This is a genomic window from Brasilonema sp. UFV-L1 (genome assembly GCF_012912105.1).
Classification (GTDB): domain Bacteria; phylum Cyanobacteriota; class Cyanobacteriia; order Cyanobacteriales; family Nostocaceae; genus Brasilonema.
Genome location: NZ_QMEA01000041.1, coordinates 11,986 through 36,471 on the forward strand (window position 1 = coordinate 11,986; position 24,486 = coordinate 36,471).

Below are 24,486 nucleotides of genomic sequence, written 5' to 3' on the forward strand. Positions count from 1 at the left end.
TCACAAAGTGTGTCCTAGAGAATCTGATGTCAACAAAAAGCAAATAAATAAGGAGAGCCAGTAACTGTGTCTGTAGGTATTCTCGGCACCAAGCTGGGCATGACCCAAGTGTTTGACGAAGCAGGAGTAGCCATTTCTGTAACCGTCATTCAAGCGGGACCATGCACCGTGACCCAAGTAAAAACAAAACAGACCGACGGTTACTCCGCCATCCAAGTAGGTTATGGCGAAGTCAAGCCAAAGGCGCTGAACAAACCACTGTTGGGACATCTTACCAAATCGTCTGCCCCAGCATTGCGTCACTTGAAAGAGTATCGCATAGATAACGAGAGTGAATATGCGTTAGGTCAACAAATTAAAGCGGATATTTTCAGTATAGGTCAAACTGTAGACGTCATCGGTACAAGTATTGGTCGCGGTTTTGCTGGTAACCAAAAACGCAACAACTTTGGTCGAGGACCGATGTCGCACGGTTCAAAAAACCATAGAGAGCCAGGTTCGATTGGTGCGGGTACAACTCCCGGTCGTGTTTATCCAGGTAAAAGGATGGCAGGACGTTTGGGTGGTAGCCGCGTCACAATCCGCAAGCTGACTGTGGTACGAGTAGACCCAGAACGCAACTTAATACTTATCAAGGGAAGTGTTCCTGGTAAGCCAGGTGGTTTACTAGATATTGTCCCTGCAAATATAGTTGGTAAAAAGTCGTAACTCATGAGTCATTAAAACAGTACACAGTAAACAGTGAACAGGGAAGGAGCGGAGCAAGGAAAGCTCCGCCTCCGGTCAGGAGTCGTGACGTCAGTCGTCAGAAGTCGGAATTCTTTATTTCTTCCTTGTGAATACTGAATTCACCGATTCTGAATTCTTCTTCAAACTGATAACTGATAACTGACTCAACTTTGGACTAATGACTAAGGATTAAAAATGTTTGAGTGTATAGTCAAAAATTGGCAAGGAGAACAAGTCGGACAAAAAACGTTCGACTTCAAAGTTGCCAAAGAAGAAACGGCATCTCATGTCGTACATCGAGCCTTGGTAAGACAAATGGCTAATGCTCGCCAAGGAACAGCTAGTACTAAAACCCGTTCCGAAGTCAGAGGTGGCGGTCGCAAACCTTGGCGGCAAAAAGGAACTGGTCGTGCGCGTGCTGGTTCTATTCGTTCACCGTTGTGGCGTGGTGGTGGTGTCATCTTTGGACCAAAACCGCGAAGCTATGAGCTAAAGATGAACCGCAAAGAACGGCGTTTAGCTTTGCGAACAGCTTTTGCTAGTCGGATTGACGATTTAATTATCGTTGAAGAATTTGGAGAACAGATTCAGCGTCCGAAGACGAAAGAGTTGGTGGGAGCGATCGCCCGTTGGGGGTCAGAACCAGAAAAGAAAACCTTGTTGGTCCTGTCTGAACGCACAGAAAACGTCTATTTATCAGCTCGTAACGTAGCCAATTTAAAGCTGATTAAAGCTGATCAGTTAAATGTTTACGACCTGCTGCACGCCGACAAGATTGTTGTGACAGCATCAGCTCTCGAAAAAATTCAGGAGGTCTACAATGACTAGATTTGACCCCCGCAACCTTCCCGATCTTGTGCGTCGCCCAATACTGACAGAAAAAGCGACCATCTTAATGGAGCAAAATAAATACACTTTTGAAGTGATTCCAAAAGCAACAAAGCCACAAATCAGAGCGGCAATTGAAAATTTATTTGAAGTTAAAGTCGAAAAAGTCAACACCACAAGACCACCACGCAAACAGAAGCGCGTTGGTAAGTTTCTTGGTTACAAACCCCAATATAAAAAAGCCATTGTGACAGTGGCGTCTGGGGATGTAGAGAAGATTAGACAAGTTCTATTCCCAGAGGTTTAAAAAAATGGGTACTCGTTCTTATCGTCCTTATACCCCTAGTACTCGCCAAGTTACAGTTTCTGACTTCTCGGAAATTACCAAAACTGAGCCAGAAAAATCGCTGACAGTATCGCGTCATCGTCCCAAAGGTAGAAATAATCAAGGGCGGATCACAGTTCGCCACAGAGGTGGTGGACACAAACGTCTGTACCGGATCATCGACTTTAAAAGAGATAAGCGTGGTATTCCTGCTAAAGTCACAGCGATTGAGTACGACCCCAACCGGAATGCCCGGATTGCCCTTTTACAATACGAAGACGGCGAAAAGCGTTATATCCTTCAACCCAACGGTGTAAAAGTAGGGACAACACTAGTTGCAGGTCCAGAAGCTCCCATCGAAAATGGTAATGCTTTACCTCTGTCCAACATTCCCTTGGGTACCAGCGTTCACAACGTGGAACTCAAACCTGGTAAGGGCGGTCAAATTGTTCGCTCTGCTGGTGCTACTGCCCAAGTTGTGGCAAAAGAAGGTAGTTACGTAACACTCAAGTTGCCTTCTGGAGAAGTCCGGATGATCCGCCGTGAGTGCTACGCCACCATTGGGCAAGTTGGTAATCTTGATGCCAGAAACCTGAGTGCAGGTAAAGCAGGTAGAACTCGCTGGAAAGGTCGCCGTCCTCAAGTTAGAGGTAGTGTCATGAACCCAGTTGACCACCCACATGGAGGTGGTGAAGGTCGGGCACCCATCGGAAGACCGGGACCTGTCACACCTTGGGGTAAACCTGCTTTAGGTTTGAAGACACGCAAACCCAAGAAAGCCAGCAGCAAATTTATTGTACGCCGTCGCCGTAAATCTTCTAAGCGCGGTCGTGGTGGTCGTGAATCATAAAGCTGAAAATGAAACAATATTCTTAGCTATCACGCACGCAACCACTGAACTCTTCTGTTTTCTTCATTTTTGAACTTTGAATTTTGAATTGCTTATGGGTCGTTCTCTAAAAAAAGGTCCTTTTGTTGCGGATCATCTCCTAACAAAAGTTGAAAGGCTCAATGACGCCAACAAAAAGGAAGTTATTAAAACTTGGTCACGGGCTTCGACAATTTTGCCCCTCATGGTAGGTCATACCATCGCAGTTCATAACGGACGCCAACACGTTCCGATTTTTATCACTGACCAGATGGTAGGACATAAACTGGGCGAGTTTGCCCCCACGCGCACTTACAGAGGTCACGCCAAGAGTGACAAAAAATCCAGTAGGTAGTCAAAAGTCAAGACTCAAATTGAGTCTTGACAAATGGAGAGAAATATGGTAAGCGAGACAAGGACTGAAGTAAAAGCGATCGCCCGTTACGTACGTATGTCACCGTATAAAGTGCGTCGCGTACTTGACCAAATTAGAGGGCGTTCCTATCGAGAAGCGCTCATCATTCTAGAATTTATGCCTTATCGCTCGTGTGATCCGGTATTGAAAGTTCTCAGAAGCGCTGCAGCCAATGCGGAACATAACGCAGGGCTAGACCGAGGTGAGCTTGTCGTTACTCAAGCTTACGCGGATCAAGGTCCCGTACTGAAACGGTTCCAACCTAGGGCGCAAGGTCGTGCTTACCAAATTCGCAAGCCGACATGTCATATCACTGTGGCCGTTGGTGCTGACCCCGCCGCTCAATAAAGAAGAAATTGCGTACAGATACACGAAAAGAATTTTTATTTAGAGGAAGCATTTGTGGGACAGAAGATACATCCAGTCGGCTTTCGCTTGGGAGTAACCCAAGAGCATCAATCCCGATGGTTTGCTTCACCAAGCCGCTATCCAGAACTTCTACAAGAAGACCACAAACTTCGTCAATATATAGAACGAAAACTGGGTAGATACGCACAAAACAACGCCGGAATTTCAGAAGTGCGGATTGATCGTAAAGCAGACCAAATTGATTTAGAAGTACGTACAGCTCGACCTGGTGTTGTCGTCGGTCGAGGCGGACAAGGTATAGAAGCTTTACGTACAGGTCTTCAGCAACTGTTAGGTAGCAATCGTCAGATTCGCATTAACGTTGTTGAAGTTCAACGAGTTGATGCTGATGCTTACCTGATTTCTGAATACATTGCTCAACAACTAGAACGTCGCGTTTCCTTCCGGCGGGTGGTACGTCAAGCCATTCAACGTGCCCAACGTGCTGGTATACAAGGCATCAAAATTCAAGTCAGTGGACGGCTGAACGGCGCAGAAATTGCCCGGACAGAGTGGACTCGTGAAGGTAGAGTACCTTTACACACCTTACGGGCTGATATTGATTACGCATACTGCACAGCAAAAACAGTTTACGGCATTCTCGGTATTAAAGTGTGGGTCTTCAAGGGAGAAATTATTCCAGGACAGGAACAAACACCTCCCCCAGCAATGCGTGATCGTGATCGCGATCGTGATCGTGATCGCGATCGCGATCGCCCCCCCTCTCGCCGTCAACAACGCCGTCGTCAACAATTTGAAGACCGCTCAAATGAAGGATAAAGAATCGGTGAATCCACCAAGCCAGAAGCCAGGAGATGGAATTCAGCATTTCCTCCTGACTACTGACCGGAGGCGGAGCGTCTCCGGCTCCGCTCCTGAATCCTGACTCCTGACTCCCAACTTCTATTTTTTTGTCATGCTAAGTCCAAGAAGAACGAAATTCCGCAAACAACAGCGCGGGCGAATGAATGGTCTAGCCCATCGGGGTAGCGACCTGAATTTTGGGGATTTTGCTTTGCAAGCTTTAGAACCCTGCTGGATCACCTCTCGTCAAATTGAGGCTTCTCGTCGAGCAATGACTCGTTACATCCGCCGGGGTGGTAAAATCTGGATTCGGATTTTCCCTGATAAACCAGTCACTATGCGTCCTGCAGAAACCCGGATGGGTTCCGGTAAAGGTTCACCCGAATATTGGGTTGCAGTTGTCAAACCAGGACGAATTTTGTTTGAAATTGCAGGCGTTTCCGAAGAAATTGCTCGCGAAGCAATGCGCTTGGCTGCTTTCAAATTACCCATCAAAACTAAGTTCATCACACGCTCACAAGAGCAACAACAGGTGTAGGTTATGCCTCTTCCCAAAATTTCCGAAGCAAGAGTTTTAACTGACGAACAACTCGATCACGAAATTACAGCTGTCAAAAAGCAACTCTTTGCATTGCGCTTGCAACAAGCAACCAGACAGCTAGACAAACCCCACAAGTTCAGACATGCTCGCCACCGTCTGGCTCAATTAATGACTGTAGAAGCAGAGCGCAAACGCGCTACCTCAAGTCAAAGCGTGAAAGAATCAGAGTAGGAGATTATGGCAGTTAAAGAACGAGTTGGCTTGGTCGTGAGCGACAAAATGCAAAAAACGGTGGTAGTCGCCATCGAAAACCGCGCTCCCCATCCAAAATATGGCAAAATCGTCGTGCGAACCCAGCGCTATAAAGTGCATGATGAAGAAAATAAGTGCAAAGTAGGCGATCGCGTTCGTATTCAGGAAACACGACCCCTCAGTAAAACTAAGCGCTGGAAAGTTACAGAAATCCTGAATTCTAAATTTAGCTCAAGTTCATAGTTGTTAGGTCACTAACAACACAAAAAAGGGAGAACAGTTGTGATTCAGCCCCAAACTTACCTTAATGTCGCAGATAATAGCGGTGCCCGCAAACTCATGTGCATTCGCGTATTAGGAGCAGGTAACCGCCGTTACGGCTTCATCGGTGATCGGATTATTGCCGTTGTCAAAGACGCTCAGCCAAACATGGGTGTGAAGAAGTCTGATGTTGTAGAAGCAGTCATCGTCCGCACTCGTCATCATATCAATCGAGATAGCGGTATGAGTATTCGTTTTGACGACAATGCCGCAGTCATCATCAACAAAGATGGTAACCCCAAAGGAACACGGGTTTTTGGACCAGTAGCACGGGAACTGCGTGATAAAAACTTTACCAAAATTGTGTCTTTGGCTCCGGAGGTGCTGTAATGGCAAGCAAGAAAAAAGAGCAACCAAGATTTTTCAAAATGCACGTCAAAACCGGAGATACTGTGCAAGTCATTGCTGGGAAAGACAAAGGCAAAGTTGCTGAAATTATCAAAACACTTCCCCAAGAAAGTAAAGTTCTTGTCAAAGGTGTAAATATGAAAACTAAGCACGTCAAACCTCAGCAAGAAGGAGAATCTGGGCGTATTGTAACTCAGGAATACCCAATCCACAGTTCCAACGTCATGCTCTATTCCACCAAGCAAAACGTTGCCAGCCGCATCTGCTACACTTTTACCGCAGAAGGTAAGAAAGTGAGGATGCTGAAAAAAACTGGCGAAATTCTAGATAAATAGTGAGTCCGGTGGGCGGGTTTCCCGACTTGTAGACGCCCTCTGGGCGGCTTCCCGTAGGATAGCACAAGCACGTCAAGTGGCAAACCCATAGGATCATTGGTCATTAATAGAAAAACAAAAGACAATAGATTTAGACTTTGGACAATCATCCCTGACCAAGCCCAGGGATAAAAAGGACAAAAAACTATGGCAACAACAAGACTGAAAACTCTATATAAAGAGACAATTGTCCCGAAACTGATGCAACAGTTTCAATACGCCAACATTCATCAAGTGCCGAAGTTGGTGAAAGTCACTGTTAACCGGGGTTTAGGGGAAGCATCTCAAAATGCGAAAGCGCTGGAAGCATCTTTAAGTGAGATCGCGCTGATTACCGGTCAAAAACCAGTTGTGACGCGAGCGAAAAAGGCGATCGCGGGCTTCAAAATTCGTCAAGGCATGCCAGTTGGTATCATGGTGACCTTAAGAAGCGAAAGAATGTATGCCTTTCTTGATCGTCTCATAAATCTGTCACTACCAAGAATCCGAGACTTTCGCGGTATCAGTCCCAAAAGCTTTGATGGTCGCGGCAATTATACTTTAGGCGTCAGAGAGCAACTCATTTTCCCAGAAATTGAGTATGACAAAATTGACCAAATTCGTGGTATGGATATTTCCATCATCACCACGGCAAAGAATGACGAAGAGGGCCGCGCTTTACTTAAAGAAATGGGAATGCCTTTTCGGGATCAATAAGTTCATCTAAAGAGGAAACGATGGCGGTTAACGACACAATTGCAGATATGCTCACGCGCATCCGCAATGCGAACATGGCGCGGCATCAAACGACACAAGTGCCATCCACAAAAATGACTCGTAGCATCGCAAAAGTCCTGCGGGAAGAAGGTTTTATTGGTGAGTTTGAAGAAGCAGGAGAAGGAGTGAAGCGCAATCTGGTGATTGCTTTGAAATACAAGGGCAAAAATCGCCAGCCTCTGATCACTACCCTCAAGCGAGTAAGTAAACCTGGTTTGCGCGTTTACTCCAATAAAAAAGAACTACCAAGAGTACTAGGCGGTATCGGTATTGCCATTATTTCTACATCAAGTGGCATTATGACTGACCGGGAAGCACGGCGTCAGAACTTGGGTGGTGAAGTACTGTGCTACGTTTGGTAGTCATTAGTCATGAATGATTGACTTTTCGACTTAAGACTTAGAACTCAGGATTCAAGACTCACAAGAAAGGACACAAAGTTATGTCTCGAATTGGTAAACGCCCAATTACAATTCCTGCTAAAGTGCAAGTGACCATTGATGGCACAAAAGTGCTTGTCAAAGGTCCTAAAGGAGAACTTTCTCGCGATTTGCCTCCCCATGTCATCGTCTCCCAAGAAGGAGAAATCTTGCAGGTCAACCGTCGCGATGAATCTCGCACCTCTCGCCAAATGCACGGTTTATGCCGCACTTTGGTCGCCAATATGGTTGAGGGAGTTTCCAAAGGGTTTCAACGTCGTTTGGAAATTCAAGGGGTTGGCTACCGGGCACAAGTTCAAGGTCGTAACCTGGTTTTGAACATGGGCTATAGCCATCAAGTGCAAATCCCACCACCTGAAGGAATTCAGTTTGCTGTGGAAAATAATACTAACGTTATTGTCAGCGGCCATGACAAAGAAGTGGTAGGCAACACAGCAGCTAGAATTCGCGCTGTACGCTCACCAGAGCCTTACAAAGGCAAAGGTATTCGTTACGCTGGTGAAATGGTCAGACGTAAAGCTGGTAAGACTGGTGGTAAGGGCAAGAAGTAAAAATGAAAAGTACTCGTAAAGAATCTAGGGAGCGTCGTCAGAGACGGATTCGTGGCAAAGTTGATGGTTCTAGTGAGCGTCCACGGTTAGCGGTATTTCGCTCCCACCAACATATTTATGCTCAAATCATAGATGATACCAAGCATCACACCTTGGTAGCAGCTTCAACTTTAGAACCAGAGTTGAAATCTAAATTAACTGCGGGTTCAAACTGCCAAGCTTCAGTAGAAGTCGGCAAATTGATCGCAGTTCGCTCTTTAGAAAAAGGTATCACCAAAGTCGTCTTTGACCGAGGTGGGAACCTTTACCACGGTCGCGTCAAAGCACTAGCAGAAGCAGCTCGCGAAGCTGGTTTGGAGTTCTAAGTGAGTCATTGGTCATTAGTCATTAGTCATTGGTCATTAGTAAAAAAAGGACAAATGACTATTGGATTTTGAACAAAGGGCAATTGACTCATAACACGAGGTAATTAAAATGGCAACTGGTCGTCGTAAAGCTAACCGTACAAAAAAAGAAGAAATCACCTGGCAAGAGCGGGTTATCCAAATCCGACGAGTCAGCAAAGTCGTTAAGGGAGGTAAAAAACTAAGCTTCCGCGCGATTGTTGTTGTGGGTAACGAACGCGGTCAAGTTGGCGTAGGAGTCGGCAAAGCCTCAGATGTGATTGGTGCTGTAAAAAAAGGCGTCGCTGACGGCAAAAAGCATCTCATTGAAATTCCTATGACCAAATCCAATTCTATACCCCATCCGATTAATGGCATTGGTGGTGGTGCTAAGGTGATTATGCGACCGGCTGCACCAGGTACTGGAGTTATTGCCGGTGGTGCTGTCCGTACAGTACTGGAATTGGCAGGAGTTCGTAATATCCTCGCTAAGCAACTCGGCTCAAATAATCCTCTCAATAATGCAAGAGCTGCTGTTAATGCCCTATCTACTTTGCGGACTTTTGCAGAAGTTGCTGAAGATCGGGGCATTCCTGTTGAAAATCTCTATATTTAGTCATTGGTCATTGGTCATTAGTCCTAAGTAGATGACAAATGACTAATGATTAATCACAAATTCTACATAAGGTTTCGACTATGAGACTCACTGATGTTCGTCCTCAAAAAGGCTCAAAAAAACGTCCCCGTCGTTTAGGTAGAGGTGTTTCTGCCGGTCAGGGTGCTAGTGCTGGTAAAGGTATGCGTGGTCAAAAAGCACGTTCAGGCGGCAGCACACGACCCGGATTTGAAGGTGGTCAACAGCCATTGTACCGCCGGATACCCAAGTTGAAGGGCTTCCCTCTGGTTAATCGTAAGAAGTACACTACGATTAATGTAGAAAAGCTAGCTTCCCTCCCTGCAAATACAGAAGTCACACTGACCTCGTTAAAAGAAGCAGGTATCCTGACTGCTAGTCGAGGACCTTTGAAGATTCTAGGGGATGGAGAATTGAGCGTTCCGCTCAAGGTGCAAGCAGCAGCTTTTACAGGTACAGCTCGTAGCAAAATTGAGGCGGCGGGTGGAAGTTGCGAAGTATTAGAGTGAGCTAGAACAGCACACCTATGACAAGTCCTACTCCAATCTAGCGCCTTACTTAACTAGCAAGGTAGCCCTTTATGATCAGTCGAGACAAAGCCCCAACGGCTCAAGAAACTTTTATGCAGATGGCGCAAGCAGCAGGGCTGCGAGGCCGACTGCTTGTGACTCTGGGTATTTTATTTTTGATTCGTCTGGGTATACATTTGCCAATACCAGGTATTAATCGAGACGAATTTGCCAGAGCTATCCAGAGTGATAACCAAATCTTAAGCTTTTTGGATATCTTTTCCGGAGGCGGACTTTCTGCTTTGGGAGTCTTTGCCTTAGGTATTTTGCCTTACATTAATGCCTCAATCATTATCCAATTGCTCACCGCTGCTATCCCAGCTTTAGAAAATTTACAGAAAAATGAAGGCGAAGCAGGACGGCGGAAGATTTCCCAAATTACACGCTATGTTTCTTTGGGTTGGGGGATTGTTCAAAGCGTCTTCTTGGCGTCGTTCTGGCTTAAACCTTTTGCCTATAGCTATGGACCGATTTTCATTATTGAGACGGCGCTGGCTCTGGTAGCTGGTTCGATGTTCGTCATGTGGGCATCAGAAGTAATTACAGAGCGAGGCGTTGGTAATGGAGCATCTTTGTTGATTTTTGTCAATATTGTAGCAACATTGCCAAAATCTTTAGGCGACACAATCGATTTTGTACAAAGCGGAAACCGGGAAACAGTAGGTCGAGTTATTGTGCTACTGCTGCTTTTCTTAGTGACGATTATTGGTATTGTGTTTGTACAGGAAGGAATCCGCCGTATCCCAATTATTTCAGCCCGTCGCCAAGTTGGTAGACGAATTTTTGCAGAGCAGCGTAACTACTTACCCTTGCGACTCAATCAAGGGGGCGTGATGCCAATTATCTTTGCTGCTGCAATTTTGAGTTTGCCACTGTTGGCACAGAACTTTATCAATAATCCAGAATATTCGAGAATTGTTAACACTTATCTCATACCTGGCGGTTCTGGGGCTTGGGTTTATGCCCTTGTTTACCTGGTTTCTATCGTGTTCTTTAGCTACTTCTATTCTTCTTTGATTGTCAACCCAGTTGATGTAGCTCAGAACCTGAAGAAAATGGGTTCTAGTATTCCTGGTATTCGTCCAGGAAAAGCAACAAGCGAGTACATTGAGCGCGTTCTGAATCGATTAACTTTTCTAGGTGCGATCTTTTTGGGCTTGATTGCTATTATTCCTACTGCGGTTGAAAGTGCTTTAAATGTACGAACCTTTAGGGGACTAGGCGCTACCTCTTTGTTAATTTTGGTTGGTGTCGCAATTGATACGTCTAAGCAAATTCAAACCTACGTTATCTCTCAGCGCTATGAAGGAATGGTGAAACAGTAGTGACACGAATCATCTTCTTGGGACCACCTGGAGCTGGTAAAGGAACTCAAGCGAAAACCTTAGCTGACGATTGCAATATTCCTCATATTTCTACAGGTGACATACTGCGTCAGGCCCTCAAAGACCAAACTGCTTTGGGTGTTAAAGCTCAAAGTTATATGGATAAAGGCGAGTTGGTTCCCGACGAACTTGTGCAAGAAATGGTGCAGGAACGTCTGAGCCAAGTTGATACGAAATCAGGTTGGATTCTTGATGGCTTTCCCCGCACTGTTAGTCAAGCAGTTTTTTTAGAGGAATTACTGCGAAAGCTCAACCAGCATGGTGAAAAAGTCATCAATCTGGAAGTACCAGATGAAACTGTGATCGCGCGATTGCTAGAACGAGGTCGAAAAGATGACTCACAAGAGGTTATCCGTCATCGCTTGGAAGTTTACCGCTCACAAACGGCACCCTTGATTGACTTTTACAGCAGTCGCCAGACTCTCGTCAGTATCAACGGTAATCAGTCCCTAGAAGAAGTCACTGCTGAATTAAAAAAGGTCATTGCATCTTAGAACGGGGGAGTAGGTGACAGGTTAAAGGTGACACGCTTTTTTCAATTCCTTGTACCCAGCACCCTATTCCCTCCTCAGCAGATGTATGTCAATCTTGGATAAGATATATTAATAGACTGTTGATATATTCTCCGAAATATGTTCATCTGCAAATGACGAGTGGCTGTAACAAAGTCGGAGACTGTTGAGTTGAGGAAAAAACTTGTCTAAACAAGATTTGATAGAAATGGAAGGCACGGTCACCGAGTCCCTGCCAAACGCAATGTTTCGTGTTGATTTAGATAACGGCTTCAATGTCTTAGCTCACATTTCTGGCAAGATTCGCCGTAACTATATCAAAATATTACCTGGCGATCGCGTCAAAGTGGAGCTCACGCCTTACGATCTGACAAAAGGCAGGATTACTTATCGACTGCGTAAGAAATAGGTCACTTTCAAACTCTTCTTGGGAGGTTCAACAAAACTATGTAAAAAATATTACCATAAAATCTGTTTTGAGATTTAACAACCATTTTAATGATTAATTAATCAGAAGATGTTATAATTAACCATTTGGAGTCAAAAGAAAAAGCATGAAAGTCAGAGCTTCTGTCAAGAAAATCTGTGAAAAGTGTAACGTGATCAGACGTCGTGGTCGCGTCATGGTGATTTGTGTGAATCCCAAGCATAAACAGCGCCAAGGGTAACACAACGAAAAACGAACAGTCATCCGGGAAAGTCATCCAAATAACTGCTGACTGACAAAAGATACACTATTAGCTTTAAGGAATAGGGAGACACGAGTTGTGGCACGTATTGCCGGAGTAGACCTTCCACGTGACAAGCGCGTTGAAATCGGTCTAACTTATATCTATGGAATTGGATTATCTCTGTCAAAGGAGATTTTAGCAGCCACGAGTGTCAACCCTGATACTCGTGTCAAAGACCTGAGCGACGCTGACGTAGCAGCCCTGCGGGCAGAAATAGAAGAAAACTACCAAGTTGAAGGTGATCTAAGGCGCTTGGAAGCATTGAACATCAAGCGCTTAATCGAGATTGGCACTTACAGGGGTCGTCGCCACCGCATGGGCTTACCAGTGAGAGGACAAAGAACTCGTACCAATGCCAGAACTCGCCGAGGAAGACGGCAGACGGTGGCTGGTAAGAAGAAAGCCCCATCCAAGTAATTCTTTCTACGTTAAAGCAATACTTATCCTAATTTAATTAAGTGCGATATGGCGCGACAACAAAGCGGTAAGAAACCCGGAAGCAAAAAGCAGAAACGCAATGTTCCAAATGGGGTTGCCTACATCCAGTCTACTTTCAACAATAGCATTGTTACCATTAGCGATCAAAACGGAGATGTCATCTCCTGGGCAAGTGCTGGGTCTAGCGGTTTTAAGGGAGCAAAAAAGGGTACTCCTTTTGCGGCTCAGACCGCAGCCGAAAGTGCAGCACGTCGAGCAATCGACCAAGGAATGCGTCAAATAGAGGTCATGGTGAGTGGTCCTGGAGCTGGTCGAGAAACTGCGATTCGGGCACTGCAAGGAGCAGGACTGGAAATTACATTAATTCGTGATATTACCCCGATTCCTCATAACGGCTGTCGTCCGCCCAAACGCCGCCGAGTCTAAAGACAATTTGTGAAGTAGTGAGGGTAGTTAACAAACCAGAATCATCCAAAGCGAATCGTAGTCATCCGACAAACCCCAGACGACCTGCAAAGGTAAACGTTATCTCGGTCATAACACCTGTAAATGCTTGGCGGTTTAAGCTGTTGTTGCTTGCAGTTAAAAAGATGAAATTCATAGTGTTTAAGTCAGTGCTGCAAGCCAAAGGCGCCGAGATAACTTGTCGAGGCAAACATTACTTAGCAATAAGGATGATTGAAGAAATCATGTCTAATATAGTTTTCACCAAAATTTAGTGTCGGTCAAAATCATAAATTTGTCTGCTAGCAGGACTTGAGATGAAGGGAGGCTACCCCGTGGCGCAGTTTCAAATTGAATGTGTAGAGTCAAGTACTGAGGATAATAGAAGTAACCACAGTAAATTTGTCATAGAACCTCTAGAACGCGGTCAAGGAACAACAGTTGGCAATGCTCTCAGACGCGTATTACTTTCCAACCTGGAGGGGACAGCAGTCACAGCAGTTCGGATCGCAGGCGTCACACACGAGTTCGCCACCGTTCCGGGTGTACGGGAAGACGTGCTAGAAATCCTGATGAAAATGAAGGAAGTTATCCTCAAAAGTTACTCCTCTCAACCCCAGATTGGTCGATTACTCGTTACAGGCCCAGCAACAGTAACTTCGGCACATTTTGATTTGCCTAGTGAAGTCGAAGTCATCGATCCAACCCAGTATGTAGCGACTATCGCTGAAGGTGGGAAGCTGGAAATGGAATTTCGGATTGAGAGAGGCAAAGGATATCGCACTGTAGAGCGAGGTCGTGAAGAAGCGACATCTTTGGACTTTCTCCAAATCGACTCAGTATTTATGCCAGTGCGGAAAGTCAACTATAGCGTTGAAGAAACTCGTGGAGATAGTGGGATTCCAAAAGACAGATTACTTTTGGAAGTTTGGACAAATGGTAGTCTCAACCCCCAAGAAGCGCTTTCCTCTGCCGCTACCATACTGGTGGATTTATTTAATCCGTTGAAAGATATATCACTTGACACACCAGACGTAGGCGCAGTAATTCCAGAGGACCCAACAGCTCAGATTCCTATCGAAGAACTGCAGCTTTCTGTAAGAGCTTATAACTGTCTCAAACGGGCACAAGTGAACTCTGTTGCTGACTTGTTGGACTATACCCAAGAAGACCTGTTAGAAATAAAAAACTTTGGTCAGAAGTCAGCGGAAGAGGTCGTTGAAGCTCTACAGCGACGTTTGGGAATCACCTTAGCGACTGAAAGAGCTAACAAACACACCTAAAACTGGTTATTAGTTAGTGGTGAGTGGTTAGTAAAACAACCCTTCGGGTATGCCCAGTAGGTACGACCGGGAGCGATCGCCGCAATTATTCGCAGCGTCTTTAGAGGGAGCGCGTGTAGGTTTGCGATAAATGCGGACACACGTTAGACAGGGATTTGAACGCTGCAATTAACTTATCGCGCAGGGCTTTGGCGTGAATGCTTGTCGTTAGCGCAGCGGCGCGTTAGCGCGGGATAGCCGCTCCCATGCTCCCGATGAAACAAGAAATAAAGTCTAGGTTTGTCTAGGTTTTATATAGCAGATACAGACACACTACACGAACGACAAACGCCAGTTACTACAACGGGAGGAACCCTCCAACGCACTGACTCACTAACAACTAACAACTAACAACTAACACGAGTAAGAAAGACTATGCGTCACCGTTGTCGGATCAACAAACTCAGCAAACCAGCGGACCAACGCCGCGCTCTATTGCGATCGCTAACCACTGAATTAATCCGTCATGGACGGATTACTACCACTTTAGCTCGAGCTAAGGTGTTGCGCTCTGAAGTGGAGAAAATGATTACTCTTGCAAAAGAAGGTTCTTTACCAGCACGCCGTCAAGCTCTCGGCTACATATACGATAAACAACTCGTTCATGCTCTGTTTGAGCAAGCTCCCACGCGGTATGGTAATCGCCAAGGTGGTTATACCCGCATTCTGCATACTATACCGCGTCGGGGAGATAATTCTAAGATGGCAATTATCGAACTCGTTTAAACAGATGAAGCCAGAAGGTAGAAGGATAAAATTTTTATCTTATCCTTCAAACTTCAGCCTCTGATTGATTCTATGTTAGATAGCCACCAGCCGACACAAACTTATCGAGTTGCCTTGGTCATTCAATACCTGGGCACTCATTTTCATGGCTGGCAGAGGCAACTGCAACATCGCACTGTCCAAGAAGAGATAGAAACAGCTATTTCTAAGGTAGTAGGTCATCCAGTCACACTGTACGGCGCAGGGCGGACTGATGCTGGAGTTCATGCAGCTGCTCAAATGGCACACTTTAACGTCACAAGTGTGATACCAGCTCACAAATGGGCAACAATTCTTAACGGCTATTTGCCCAAAGATATACTAATTCGAGCTTCAGCAAAAGTAAGTCAAAATTGGCACGCTCGTTTTAGTGCCACATACCGACGGTATCGTTACACACTTTATAATAAAGAGCTACCAAATTTGTTTGCCAGCCCTTTTAGTTGGCATTATTATCACGCACATCTGGATGAATCTCTGATCCAAGATGCACTGAAGCCTCTGATTGGACGTCATCACCTAGCTGCTTTTCACCGCGCGAACTCAGGACGCCAGCATTCTTGGGTAGACGTACAAGCAGCAGAGTGTGATCGCAACGGACCATTTATCCATATTGAAATTCAAGCAGATGGGTTTTTGTATGGTATGGTGCGGTTATTAGTGGGGATGTTGGTGCAGGTTGGTTCCAGACAACGGACACTGACTAACTTCACCGACCTTTGGAAACACGAACAACGCCAAGAAGTGAAATATGCCGCGCCCCCTCACGGCTTATGCTTGTTGCGAGTTGGCTATCCTGATTTCCCCTTCCCCCCAGAGATTTGGTTTGACGCCCAGCCTAAGTTAGTCTTTGGTCAATACTAATGACCAAAGACTATTAATAAATGATTAAGGACTATTGACAAATGACAACAAACAAAACATTCCTTCCTCCAGTGGATACTCTAGAGCGCGATTGGTACGTTGTAGACGCTACCAACCAACGCCTTGGTCGCTTAGCAAGCGAAATCGCCATGATTCTCAGAGGGAAAAAGAAATCCCACTACACCCCTCACATGGACACAGGTGATTTCGTAATTGTTGTAAATGCTGAAAAAGTGGAAGTCACAGGTAAAAAGCGGACACAAAAACTTTACCGTCGTCACTCCGGTCGTCCCGGTGGAATGAAGACAGAAACCTTTGACAAACTACAACAACGTTTGCCAGAACGAATTGTAGAACATGCTGTCAAAGGTATGCTACCGAAAAATAGCTTGGGACGGCAGTTGTTTACGAAGCTAAAAGTCTACACTGGACCGACTCATCCCCATGCAGCACAAAAACCAAAAGAGTTAAAGATTCAGACAATTCCAGGAGCACAAGACTAATGCAAGCAGTAGATAACACTAGCGGTCGTGCCATGTACTGGGGTACGGGTCGTCGTAAATCCGCGATCGCACGGGTTCGCTTAGTTCCCGGAACCGGACAAATGATTGTCAATGGCAAACCAGGAGACCTTTACTTTCAATTCAACCCTAACTACATTTCCGTTGCCAAGGCACCCCTAGAAACCCTAGGTTTGGAAAACGAATACGACATTCTCGTAAAAGCTGAAGGCGGTGGTTTAACCGGACAATCAGATGCAGTTCGTCTGGGAGTTGCTCGCGCCCTATGCCAACTCGATCCAGCAAACCGTCCACCTTTAAAAATTGAAGGCTACCTCACCCGCGATCCACGGGCGAAAGAACGCAAAAAATACGGTTTGCACAAAGCCCGCAAAGCACCTCAGTACTCCAAGCGTTAATCAGACAGTTGCTGAGTATAAAGTCACGAGTGATGAGTGGGTTGACGAGTCAGTCTACTCAGTACTCATGACTTGGAGGTTCTCACAGCGTTAAGAACCTGAAGCCAAAAGTTATAATATACAATAGATAGACCACGACAAGAAAAATGGCGAAACCAGAGATTCACCCCCAGTGGTATCCAGAAGCAAAAGTTTACTGCAACGGTCAACATGTGATGACCGTTGGCTCCACTAAGCCAGAATTGCACGTAGATGTTTGGTCTGGAAACCACCCATTCTATACCGGAACTCAAAAGATTATTGACACTGAAGGTCGCGTAGAACGCTTCCTCCGTAAATATGGTATGGTTGAAGGCCAATCCAAAGGCAGCAGAAGGAAAAAGTAGCGGATTGGCTTTAGCTTTTAACAACGACCCAGCAAAAGCCGGGTCGATTGTTGTATTTAATGCTCAAGCCAATTTGCTATTTTTAAGGAGCGACTGTACTGATCATGGCTGAAACATACCTGCTGGAGAAATTAAAATCCGTTGAACAAACTTTTCATGAATTGACTCGTCGCCTTGCTGATCCTGATACTGCCAAAAACCCTGATGAGTATCAAAAAGTAGCAAAGGCACGCTCTTCTTTAGAAGAAGTTGTAGATACCTACGAAACCTGGAAAAACGCCCAGGAAGAATTGGTAGGGGCGCGTCAGGTACTCAAAGAATCTCAAGGTGACCCAGAACTACAAGAAATGGCAGGCTTGGAAGTTCAAGAACTTGAGGAAAAAATAGAACACTTAGAAAATCGCTTAAAGATATTGCTATTACCCCGTGACCCCAACGATGATAAAAACATCATGTTGGAAATTCGTGCAGGTACTGGTGGTGATGAAGCAAGTATCTGGGCGGGAGATTTAGTACGATTGTACTCACGCTATGCTGATACCCAAGGTTGGCGCGTGAAGTTGGTGAGTGAGTCTTTGGCGGAAATGGGCGGCTTTAAAGAAGCCATTTTGGAAATTCAAGGCGATAGCGTATACAGCAAGCTAAAGTTTGAAGCTGGAGTACATCGCGTGCAGCGTGTACCAGTCACCGAAGCTGGGGGACGAGTTCATACTTCAACCGCAACTGTGGCGATCATGCCAGAGGTGGATGATGTAGAAATCCACATTGATCCGAAGGATATTGAAATGAGTACTGCCCGTTCTGGTGGTGCAGGTGGACAAAACGTCAACAAAGTGGAAACAGCAGCTGACTTGTTCCACAAACCGACTGGTATCCGTATTTTCTGTACAGAGGAACGCAGCCAGTTGCAAAACAAAGAACGGGCAATGCAGATCTTGCGGGCAAAGCTGTATGAAATGAAGTTACGCGAACAACAGGAAGCTGTGACTTCTATGCGGCGATCGCAAGTAGGTACAGGTTCGCGTTCTGAAAAGATTCGCACTTATAACTACAAAGATAACCGCGCTACTGACCACCGCCTAAATCAAAACTATTCACTTAACGCAGTTCTAGAAGGCGAACTTGAAGACATTATTCAAGCTTGTATTTCTCAAGATCAGCAAGAACGTTTAGCGGAACTCGCTGCTTCTGGTGCTAATAGTTAATCTTTAAAAGATGAAACTGTAACTTAATTTCTCGACAAAGCTACCTATTGCTACTGATGTTTGGGTAGCTTTGTGGTATTCTTTCGGTTTTTAAGACTTACAAATGGTCTTTTGATGGTCACAATTAGATCAGATAGTGAAAAAGATTTATGTCACAAAGAATATCGATGGTTTAAAGTACTGTTGACTCAGCAAGAGTTAGACAAGCTTCAAGCTTATGCTAACAGTCAAGGTTGGAACATGTCGCAAACATTTCAAGAATGGATTAAAGGTATCCCATTAGAGAAAATTATGAGTGAGATTGTGAACTCCGAAGAATTAAAGTATCCCGAACAAGTCGAACAAGATAAGTTACAAGAACCTAGTATTGAAAACAACAATAACAAAAAAGATAACGCTTTAATAGAAACTGCTGAGCTACTAAGTGCAGTAGGTGATTTGACGCATGATGCCTATATCAATACAGTACGCCAAGCACGGTTTTTTGTTAAGTTTCTACACAAACAAATCAAACCATCCCAAGAAGAAGGCGATCGCTCTAAGAGTTAGAGAGAATGTTTTTTGCAGCGCCGAAAATCCGCCACAATAGAAGTTGCCCAACAATTGAGGCACTGGTTATGGAAGAATTACTAGAGTTAAAAGATTTGTTGCTCAAAGGAGATGTTCAAGGGGCGTTGGTCATTGTTGAAGAATTAGAAGAGATGAGCCGTAACGATATAATCAAGACAATTCGTAGCTATGCCGTAATTCTGCTGTTGCATTTGGTTAAACAGCAAGCTGAAAATCGCACAACTCGCTCTTGGGATGTCTCTATTCGTAATTCAGTTCGGGAAATTCAAAGGGAAAACAAGCGTCGCAAAGCAGGCGGTTATTATTTAACTACTGAAGAATTGCTGGAAACCTTACAAGAAGCTTACTTAAATGCAATTGATGAAGCTTCCCTAGAAGTAGAAGAAGGACGTTATCAACCAGAAGAATTAGAACAACTAATTAACCGAGAAGAAATTATAAATCGCGCAACAGCTTTGATTTCACCACAAGAGTAAAGATAATTGGTTAAAAAACGACTCGATACACTCTTAGTAGAACTTAATTTATGTTCTTCCCGCGCCCTAGCACAGCGACTTATTCAAGCGGGGGAAGTGACTGTTGATAGTCAGATAATTGACAAGCCAGGTACAGAAGTTGATCTTGCGGCGCAAATTCAAATTAAAGAGCGATCGCGCTTTGTTTCCAGAGGCGGAGAGAAGTTAGCAAAAGCATTGGAAGTGTTTGCTATTCCTGTGGAAGGGCGCATTTGTTTTGATGGTGGTATTTCTACAGGTGGTTTCACTGATTGTCTTCTGCAAGCTGGCGCAAAGCTAGTTTACGGCGTTGATGTCGGTTATGGACAAGTTGACTGGGGTTTACGAAATGATTCTCGTGTGATTTTGAAGGAACGCACGAATTTACGGTATCTAAAGCCAGAAGAGTTGTATGGTGTACCCCCCCTAACCCCCCCTTATAAAGGGGGGGAATCTGCTGATTTGGCGGTGGTGGATGTGTCGTTTATTTCCTTAACCAAGATTTTGCCTGCTTTGTGGCAGCTGCTGCAATCTCCCCGTGAAGCTGTGTTGTTGGTGAAACCCCAGTTTGAAGTGGGAAAAAATCGCGTTGGTAAAAAAGGCGTTGTGCGTGATTCTAAAGACCAAGCCGAGGCAATTTTTCAGGTGTTGCAAGCGGCTGGTGAATTAGGATGGAAGTACAAAGGTTTAACTTGGTCACCTGTGACTGGTCCTGCTGGGAATATAGAGTATCTGTTATGGCTGGGAATGGAGAGTGAAACTTCAGCGCCTGATTTAGAAACTGTTCATCAGATAACGATATTAGCTGCATCTAAGTTGCGGTGAAGTACCCCTAGTTCCGCTACGGAACACTCGGGGCTTCCTGCCCTGAACCAGTACTCCGGTTCATACCTAGTCTTTCAACTAGCTGGTCAGGCGTAAATTTCTCCTCTTCCAGGAGTATTTTTGATTCAGAGAACAGCATGAGATTGAGGGCGGCGTTCACATCTCTATCCCAAACTATTGAGCATTCTGGACATTCCCATTCACGAATAGCAAGAGTTAGATCCTCCTTAATGTAGCCACAATTAGAGCATCGTTTAGAACTGGGGAAGAACCTGTCTACATAGTGAATTTCACATCCGTAGATATCACCTTTGTACTCCAACATGGTCAGGAAATTTCCCCAAGCTACATCACTAATCTGTTTTGCTAACTTACGGTTCTTTACCATTCCCTTGATATTAAGACTTTCGGCTGAGATTGTTTGATTCTCACAAGTCAGCTTTAGACTTATTTTGTGTTGATAATCTTGCCTTTGGTTAGCAACTTTCTCATGAATTTTAGCAACAGTTAATCTAGTTTTAGCACGATTGTTAGAATCTTTCTGCTTTCTGCTTAACCTCCTTTGTCTTATTTTTAGTCTGCGTAATGACTTTTGAAAATATCTAGGGTTCTCAAACTTTTCACCCTTTGATGTAATAGCAAAATCTTTCAGTCCTAAATCAAGACCTATCTTGCTCCCATTCAACGGTGAATGATGTATATCTTGTTCGGTAACTATTGAAGCGTAGTATTTACCAGATGGTGTTTTAGATATAGTTACATTCTTTGGTGTACCCAATAGCTCCTGATGAATCACCATCTTGATAGGTGTCATCTTTGGTAGTCTGATAAAACCGTTCTCATCTATTGAGAAATGCTGTGGTACTCTAAACGATTGCCGATTACTTTTCTTCTTAAAATTTGGGAATCCTCCTAGCTTTTTAAAAAATCTGACAAATGCTGACTCTAAATCTTTGAGGGTTTGTTGTAGTGATTGGGAATTGACTTCTTTAAGCCATTCAAATTCAGACTTGAGAGCAACCAAAAGTTTTGCCCATTCTTTATATCGCAGAGATTTTTTAGACTCTGCGTAAACATCAGTGGTCACTCTCAAAAAATGGTTGTATACAAATCTGGAGCAACCAAAGCACTTTGCCAAAAATACTGATTGCTCATTGTTCGGATAGATTCTAAATTTGTACGCTTTATTTCCCATAGTTTGGATTCTACAACACTTATCTTTTTCGTGTCAGCGTCTGCAAAACGAACACTTACACGAGTCAATGCTAAATCGTGCTGAAGCAGAACATCCTACACAGACAGATGCTATGACTCAAGAAGAAGCACGGGAGTTGATGGTACAGCAACGTCATCATGAAAAACACTTGCATGAGTCAATGCTGAACCGTGCGGAAGCTGAGGTCGGATTGCTTGGTGATAACACTAACTTTTCTCAAGAGTGTAGTCTTCATTGACGAACAGATGTACGGTTAAAAGAAAACTCCAACTCTTGCCGCAAACGATACAAAATTGTATTTGGTTCCACCTCGGAGAGTATTTCTTGAATGACTGTACTTGCTCCTAATTGTCCCCAAGAGCAACCTCTTTCCAGATAAACCTGCGCTGCTTTTCCCACAGCGTATGCCCCATAACCTGCAATACCACCTTGGGTGATTGCAGTTCCAGCATAAGCAGTGATATTTATTGGGTTTTCTCCAGAAGCAATTGCAGCAGTACTTTTACCAAAACCTAACAGTAAACTGCTACCTAGTTCTCCCAGCAGTAAGCCACCAGAACTCAATAAAATCGTTTTTAAAATCTTTCCTGCTTGGTAGCTAGTTATCGGTAAGCCATACAGGCGTGCTAGCGAGCGAATTAAAGCTAAATCGGCAATAGTTCCGCCTAGGATATCTAAGAAGGCGATGGGATTTAGTCCTACTGCTAAAGCTTTGTATTTGGTATATTGCCAAATTAAGTCTTCTGCTTGTTGTTGGCGTAAGTCGAGAGTTTTTTGGGCGATCGCCTCTTGTGCATCCCGTGCTTGGATGAGTGCGTTTAAAGCCAAGAGCGATCGCCCTTCACGATTAAGAATTTTAAGAATTGTTTCTTTGAGTTCGTCTATTTGTGGCGGTAGAGTCTCCCATTCATGTGCAACACCACCATCAGACCATTCTACACGCACTTCCATCGGTGCAGGTTCCGCCGCCACCATGACAATTTCATCCGGTTGTAAGGGTTTTCCTTGGGGATTTCCTGCGCCCAACTGTTGTAAATTATTGTAAATTGCTGTTTTATCTGTATCTGGGTAAAGGTCTATTTTGTTAAAAACCAAAATCAGAGGTTTCTGCGCCTCACGTAATTCACACAGCATCTGATACTCAGTGCGAGTGATATCACCAGACACGACAAATAAAATTAAATCTGCCTGACGCATAACTTCTCGTGCCATTTGTGCCCGAGATTCACCCTCAATTTCATCTAATCCTGGTGTATCAATTAACTCTACCTGCACCTTACCACTAGGATTCCAGCGTACAGAACGAGGATACTGAGTCACACCGTTAAGGGGACCAGTTTGTAATATCTTTTGTCCCAGTAAAGCATTCAACACCGCTGACTTTCCACGACTCACCAAACCAAACGCAGCGATACGAATCACGTTATAGTCTAGTTTGTTGAGTGTTGAGGTCAAAACCTCTAATTCTGGTTTGACCAAACCTGCTAATTGTGAGTTGGATGACGACTGTCCTGGTTTGCGAAGATTTCCATACCAAGACAGTGCTTGCCTAAGACTAGCACGCGCACGGTTTAAGTGAGTTTCTTGCAGGTTCTTTGACACTGAGTTAGGTTGAGTTAAAGCTATATCAATTTTAGATTTTAGATTTCAAATTGGAAAAATCAAGCTAAAGGTCATCCTGGAAGAGCAAACGATTTTGTGGTCGGGAGGCGGTTATCCCGGAACAGCAGGCACCTCTCGAAGTAAGTCAGGTTCGTTGTGTACAAATGTAATTTGCAATGTCCCTACGAGTTCTTTCTCTTTCAGTCTTGAATCATTAGCAGGCATGAGTTGTTCTAGGCTTTCTTGGCTCAAATGCAGACCAGTCTCTTGCAAAAATGCAGCGAGTTTGTCCAAGTTGGCGATCGGCACCTCAAAGTTGATACAGGTTAAGATGTTCGAGTACAGGTGGAAGTCAGTAATCCAACCTCCTGCACGGGTTATCGCCTCACTCACACAAGCAGTCATCCCAATCCGTTCTGCTTTGGTAAACCCATCCAGGCGTAGAAACTTTTGCTCAAACACAAGGTAACCTCCGAAGTGAATCAGCTCCAATATAGGGAAGTGACAACAGAGTCGTCTTCATCCTGTAAGGTCACCTACTTGGGTGATATTAATTCAAAAAATTGCTCTATCTGTTTAGTCTGACGAATGTGATAAACACTTTTGATGCTTTGAGCCTGCTTGATATACTCACGATATTTTGGGGTCAAATTTTTGTGACACAACCAAAGCACGCGGTAGCTAGTAAGCGAACTCTTCAATATTGGACTCTTAGACGGCCAGCCTTCTGGCGGTTTAAAGTAACCTGTGATTAGTCGTTTAGTTACCCACCATCCATGCACGTATAGCGGTAGATCGACAAAAACCAGAGTATCCGCCTCGTTCAGTCGTAGCCAAAGGGTTTCCATGCAACCAAACCCGTCAATAATCCATCGGTCAGTAGCTAAAATTTGCTGATGGGCGCGCTTATAGTCTTCATGTGGAACCTCAATGCCCCCTGATTGATATTGAATCTTGTCCAAGATGTAAAGTGGTAAACCAGTGATTTGGGATAATCTCTTGCTTAGAGTTGATTTACCGCCTCCAGTATTGCCAAACACCGCTACTTTTTTCATCGCCACTCTCCTTTGAGTGCAATCAAGTCACTTGGTAAACTAGATTTCGTTATGAAATCCAGCAATCCCAGTCTTTTGAATGTCATGCTCATGGCAAATAATCGTTATTCCCAAAGTTTAACTTTATCAGGACTTACGCAATTGTCACAGGCGATCAACAGCAAGAGCTATACTGAAGACATGGAGATGGCGGGATGTTTCAGTTGT

Annotated in this window: 39 protein-coding genes; 35 read left to right on the top strand and 4 right to left on the bottom strand. The window is 44.5% G+C overall.

Going from position 1 to position 24,486, the window contains the following annotated elements:
- Positions 1–66: 66 nt before the first annotated feature.
- The 34 genes from rplC to DP117_RS13925 all read left to right on the top strand — a co-directional run bounded on the left by rplC (position 67) and on the right by DP117_RS13925 (position 20,406).
- Positions 67–708: a 50S ribosomal protein L3 gene (rplC, locus tag DP117_RS13755; protein WP_169218864.1), complete on the top strand. Its 642-nt coding sequence runs from the start codon at positions 67–69 to the stop codon at positions 706–708.
- 216 nt (positions 709–924) lie between these two features.
- Positions 925–1,557, top strand: coding sequence for a 50S ribosomal protein L4 (rplD, locus tag DP117_RS13760; RefSeq protein WP_169218865.1), 633 nt, complete (start codon positions 925–927; stop codon positions 1,555–1,557).
- A complete protein-coding gene (locus DP117_RS13765) occupies positions 1,550–1,864 on the top strand; it encodes a 50S ribosomal protein L23 (RefSeq protein ID WP_169218866.1) in 315 nt (104 codons plus the stop codon). The genes rplD and DP117_RS13765 overlap by 8 nt, the downstream gene beginning before the upstream one ends.
- A 4-nt stretch (positions 1,865–1,868) precedes the next feature.
- Entirely contained in the window at positions 1,869–2,732 is an 864-nt protein-coding gene (rplB, locus tag DP117_RS13770) for a 50S ribosomal protein L2 (RefSeq protein WP_169218867.1), read from the top strand.
- Between the two features lie 94 nt (positions 2,733–2,826).
- Positions 2,827–3,105, top strand: coding sequence for a 30S ribosomal protein S19 (gene rpsS, locus DP117_RS13775; RefSeq protein ID WP_169218868.1), 279 nt, complete (start codon positions 2,827–2,829; stop codon positions 3,103–3,105).
- 45 nt (positions 3,106–3,150) lie between these two features.
- Positions 3,151–3,513, top strand: coding sequence for a 50S ribosomal protein L22 (rplV, locus tag DP117_RS13780; RefSeq protein ID WP_169218869.1), 363 nt, complete (start codon positions 3,151–3,153; stop codon positions 3,511–3,513).
- A 54-nt stretch (positions 3,514–3,567) separates the two neighbouring features.
- Positions 3,568–4,353, top strand: a complete 786-nt coding sequence (rpsC, locus tag DP117_RS13785; RefSeq protein ID WP_169218870.1) for a 30S ribosomal protein S3 — start codon at positions 3,568–3,570, stop codon at positions 4,351–4,353.
- A gap of 136 nt (positions 4,354–4,489) precedes the next feature.
- Entirely contained in the window at positions 4,490–4,915 is a 426-nt protein-coding gene (gene rplP, locus DP117_RS13790; RefSeq protein ID WP_169218871.1) for a 50S ribosomal protein L16, read from the top strand.
- Positions 4,916–4,918: 3 nt separating this feature from the next.
- The gene (gene rpmC, locus DP117_RS13795; RefSeq protein ID WP_169218872.1) at positions 4,919–5,149 is read left to right on the top strand and encodes a 50S ribosomal protein L29; all 231 of its coding nucleotides are present in this window, start codon (positions 4,919–4,921) and stop codon (positions 5,147–5,149) included.
- Positions 5,150–5,155: 6 nt separating this feature from the next.
- Positions 5,156–5,413, top strand: coding sequence for a 30S ribosomal protein S17 (gene rpsQ, locus DP117_RS13800; protein WP_169218873.1), 258 nt, complete (start codon positions 5,156–5,158; stop codon positions 5,411–5,413).
- A gap of 39 nt (positions 5,414–5,452) precedes the next feature.
- Positions 5,453–5,821, top strand: coding sequence for a 50S ribosomal protein L14 (rplN, locus tag DP117_RS13805; protein ID WP_169218874.1), 369 nt, complete (start codon positions 5,453–5,455; stop codon positions 5,819–5,821).
- A complete protein-coding gene (gene rplX, locus DP117_RS13810; protein ID WP_169218875.1) occupies positions 5,821–6,174 on the top strand; it encodes a 50S ribosomal protein L24 in 354 nt (117 codons plus the stop codon). Before rplN ends, rplX begins: the two co-directional genes overlap by 1 nt.
- A 186-nt stretch (positions 6,175–6,360) precedes the next feature.
- Positions 6,361–6,909, top strand: coding sequence for a 50S ribosomal protein L5 (rplE, locus tag DP117_RS13815; RefSeq protein ID WP_169218876.1), 549 nt, complete (start codon positions 6,361–6,363; stop codon positions 6,907–6,909).
- 20 nt (positions 6,910–6,929) lie between these two features.
- Positions 6,930–7,331 carry a 30S ribosomal protein S8 gene (gene rpsH / locus DP117_RS13820; RefSeq protein ID WP_169218877.1) on the top strand — a complete coding sequence of 134 codons (402 nt, stop codon included), beginning with the start codon at positions 6,930–6,932 and terminating at the stop codon, positions 7,329–7,331.
- Between the two features lie 80 nt (positions 7,332–7,411).
- Positions 7,412–7,960: a 50S ribosomal protein L6 gene (rplF, locus tag DP117_RS13825; protein ID WP_169218878.1), complete on the top strand. Its 549-nt coding sequence runs from the start codon at positions 7,412–7,414 to the stop codon at positions 7,958–7,960.
- A 2-nt stretch (positions 7,961–7,962) separates the two neighbouring features.
- Positions 7,963–8,325, top strand: coding sequence for a 50S ribosomal protein L18 (rplR, locus tag DP117_RS13830; RefSeq protein WP_169218879.1), 363 nt, complete (start codon positions 7,963–7,965; stop codon positions 8,323–8,325).
- Between the two features lie 109 nt (positions 8,326–8,434).
- Positions 8,435–8,959 carry a 30S ribosomal protein S5 gene (rpsE, locus tag DP117_RS13835; RefSeq protein ID WP_169218880.1) on the top strand — a complete coding sequence of 175 codons (525 nt, stop codon included), beginning with the start codon at positions 8,435–8,437 and terminating at the stop codon, positions 8,957–8,959.
- Positions 8,960–9,039: 80 nt separating this feature from the next.
- Positions 9,040–9,486, top strand: coding sequence for a 50S ribosomal protein L15 (rplO, locus tag DP117_RS13840; RefSeq protein ID WP_169218881.1), 447 nt, complete (start codon positions 9,040–9,042; stop codon positions 9,484–9,486).
- Between the two features lie 71 nt (positions 9,487–9,557).
- Positions 9,558–10,871 carry a preprotein translocase subunit SecY gene (gene secY / locus DP117_RS13845; protein WP_169218882.1) on the top strand — a complete coding sequence of 438 codons (1,314 nt, stop codon included), beginning with the start codon at positions 9,558–9,560 and terminating at the stop codon, positions 10,869–10,871.
- On the top strand, positions 10,871–11,425 hold the full coding sequence (locus DP117_RS13850; protein ID WP_169218883.1) for an adenylate kinase: 555 nt from the start codon (positions 10,871–10,873) through the stop codon (positions 11,423–11,425). The genes secY and DP117_RS13850 overlap by 1 nt, the downstream gene beginning before the upstream one ends.
- 202 nt (positions 11,426–11,627) lie before the next feature.
- Positions 11,628–11,852 carry a translation initiation factor IF-1 gene (infA, locus tag DP117_RS13855; RefSeq protein ID WP_006276978.1) on the top strand — a complete coding sequence of 75 codons (225 nt, stop codon included), beginning with the start codon at positions 11,628–11,630 and terminating at the stop codon, positions 11,850–11,852.
- Positions 11,853–11,997: 145 nt separating this feature from the next.
- On the top strand, positions 11,998–12,111 hold the full coding sequence (gene rpmJ / locus DP117_RS13860) for a 50S ribosomal protein L36 (protein ID WP_010998333.1): 114 nt from the start codon (positions 11,998–12,000) through the stop codon (positions 12,109–12,111).
- A 99-nt stretch (positions 12,112–12,210) separates the two neighbouring features.
- The gene (rpsM, locus tag DP117_RS13865) at positions 12,211–12,591 is read left to right on the top strand and encodes a 30S ribosomal protein S13 (RefSeq protein ID WP_169218884.1); all 381 of its coding nucleotides are present in this window, start codon (positions 12,211–12,213) and stop codon (positions 12,589–12,591) included.
- Between the two features lie 48 nt (positions 12,592–12,639).
- Positions 12,640–13,038 carry a 30S ribosomal protein S11 gene (gene rpsK, locus DP117_RS13870; RefSeq protein WP_169218885.1) on the top strand — a complete coding sequence of 133 codons (399 nt, stop codon included), beginning with the start codon at positions 12,640–12,642 and terminating at the stop codon, positions 13,036–13,038.
- 353 nt (positions 13,039–13,391) lie between these two features.
- Complete coding sequence (locus tag DP117_RS13875; RefSeq protein ID WP_169218906.1) at positions 13,392–14,339, top strand: DNA-directed RNA polymerase subunit alpha; 948 nt, start codon at positions 13,392–13,394, stop codon at positions 14,337–14,339.
- Positions 14,340–14,753: 414 nt separating this feature from the next.
- Positions 14,754–15,104, top strand: a complete 351-nt coding sequence (rplQ, locus tag DP117_RS13885) for a 50S ribosomal protein L17 (RefSeq protein WP_169218886.1) — start codon at positions 14,754–14,756, stop codon at positions 15,102–15,104.
- Positions 15,105–15,176: 72 nt separating this feature from the next.
- Positions 15,177–16,007, top strand: coding sequence for a tRNA pseudouridine(38-40) synthase TruA (gene truA, locus DP117_RS13890; RefSeq protein WP_169218887.1), 831 nt, complete (start codon positions 15,177–15,179; stop codon positions 16,005–16,007).
- 41 nt (positions 16,008–16,048) lie between these two features.
- Complete coding sequence (rplM, locus tag DP117_RS13895) at positions 16,049–16,510, top strand: 50S ribosomal protein L13 (RefSeq protein WP_169218888.1); 462 nt, start codon at positions 16,049–16,051, stop codon at positions 16,508–16,510.
- Positions 16,510–16,926: a 30S ribosomal protein S9 gene (rpsI, locus tag DP117_RS13900; protein WP_169218889.1), complete on the top strand. Its 417-nt coding sequence runs from the start codon at positions 16,510–16,512 to the stop codon at positions 16,924–16,926. The genes rplM and rpsI overlap by 1 nt, the downstream gene beginning before the upstream one ends.
- 146 nt (positions 16,927–17,072) lie before the next feature.
- Complete coding sequence (rpmE, locus tag DP117_RS13905; protein ID WP_169218890.1) at positions 17,073–17,312, top strand: 50S ribosomal protein L31; 240 nt, start codon at positions 17,073–17,075, stop codon at positions 17,310–17,312.
- 104 nt (positions 17,313–17,416) lie between these two features.
- Complete coding sequence (gene prfA / locus DP117_RS13910; protein WP_169218891.1) at positions 17,417–18,517, top strand: peptide chain release factor 1; 1,101 nt, start codon at positions 17,417–17,419, stop codon at positions 18,515–18,517.
- Between the two features lie 114 nt (positions 18,518–18,631).
- Positions 18,632–19,066 (top strand): hypothetical protein, encoded by a 435-nt coding sequence (locus tag DP117_RS13915; RefSeq protein ID WP_169218892.1) that lies wholly within the window; start codon positions 18,632–18,634, stop codon positions 19,064–19,066.
- A 68-nt stretch (positions 19,067–19,134) separates the two neighbouring features.
- Entirely contained in the window at positions 19,135–19,563 is a 429-nt protein-coding gene (locus DP117_RS13920; protein WP_169218907.1) for a DUF29 family protein, read from the top strand.
- Positions 19,564–19,569: 6 nt separating this feature from the next.
- Positions 19,570–20,406, top strand: coding sequence for a TlyA family RNA methyltransferase (locus tag DP117_RS13925; protein WP_169218893.1), 837 nt, complete (start codon positions 19,570–19,572; stop codon positions 20,404–20,406).
- Positions 20,407–20,422: 16 nt separating this feature from the next.
- Here the strand turns inward: DP117_RS13925 and tnpB are convergent, their stop codons facing one another.
- Positions 20,423–21,601, bottom strand: a complete 1,179-nt coding sequence (gene tnpB / locus DP117_RS13930; protein ID WP_169218894.1) for an IS200/IS605 family element RNA-guided endonuclease TnpB — start codon at positions 21,599–21,601, stop codon at positions 20,423–20,425.
- Positions 21,602–21,668: 67 nt separating this feature from the next.
- Here tnpB and DP117_RS13935 point away from each other — a divergent pair, with 67 nt between their 5' ends.
- The gene (locus tag DP117_RS13935; RefSeq protein ID WP_248277658.1) at positions 21,669–21,860 is read left to right on the top strand and encodes a hypothetical protein; all 192 of its coding nucleotides are present in this window, start codon (positions 21,669–21,671) and stop codon (positions 21,858–21,860) included.
- Here the strand turns inward: DP117_RS13935 and DP117_RS13940 are convergent.
- The 3 genes from DP117_RS13940 to DP117_RS13950 form a co-directional block, all read right to left on the bottom strand.
- On the bottom strand, positions 21,854–23,224 hold the full coding sequence (locus DP117_RS13940; protein WP_169218895.1) for a GTP-binding protein: 1,371 nt from the start codon (positions 23,222–23,224) through the stop codon (positions 21,854–21,856). The two genes, DP117_RS13935 and DP117_RS13940, sit on opposite strands and share 7 nt — an antisense overlap.
- 111 nt (positions 23,225–23,335) lie before the next feature.
- A complete protein-coding gene (locus tag DP117_RS13945) occupies positions 23,336–23,686 on the bottom strand; it encodes a hypothetical protein (RefSeq protein ID WP_169218896.1) in 351 nt (116 codons plus the stop codon).
- A gap of 74 nt (positions 23,687–23,760) precedes the next feature.
- Complete coding sequence (locus tag DP117_RS13950; protein ID WP_169218897.1) at positions 23,761–24,279, bottom strand: adenylate kinase; 519 nt, start codon at positions 24,277–24,279, stop codon at positions 23,761–23,763.
- Positions 24,280–24,486 lie beyond the last annotated feature (207 nt).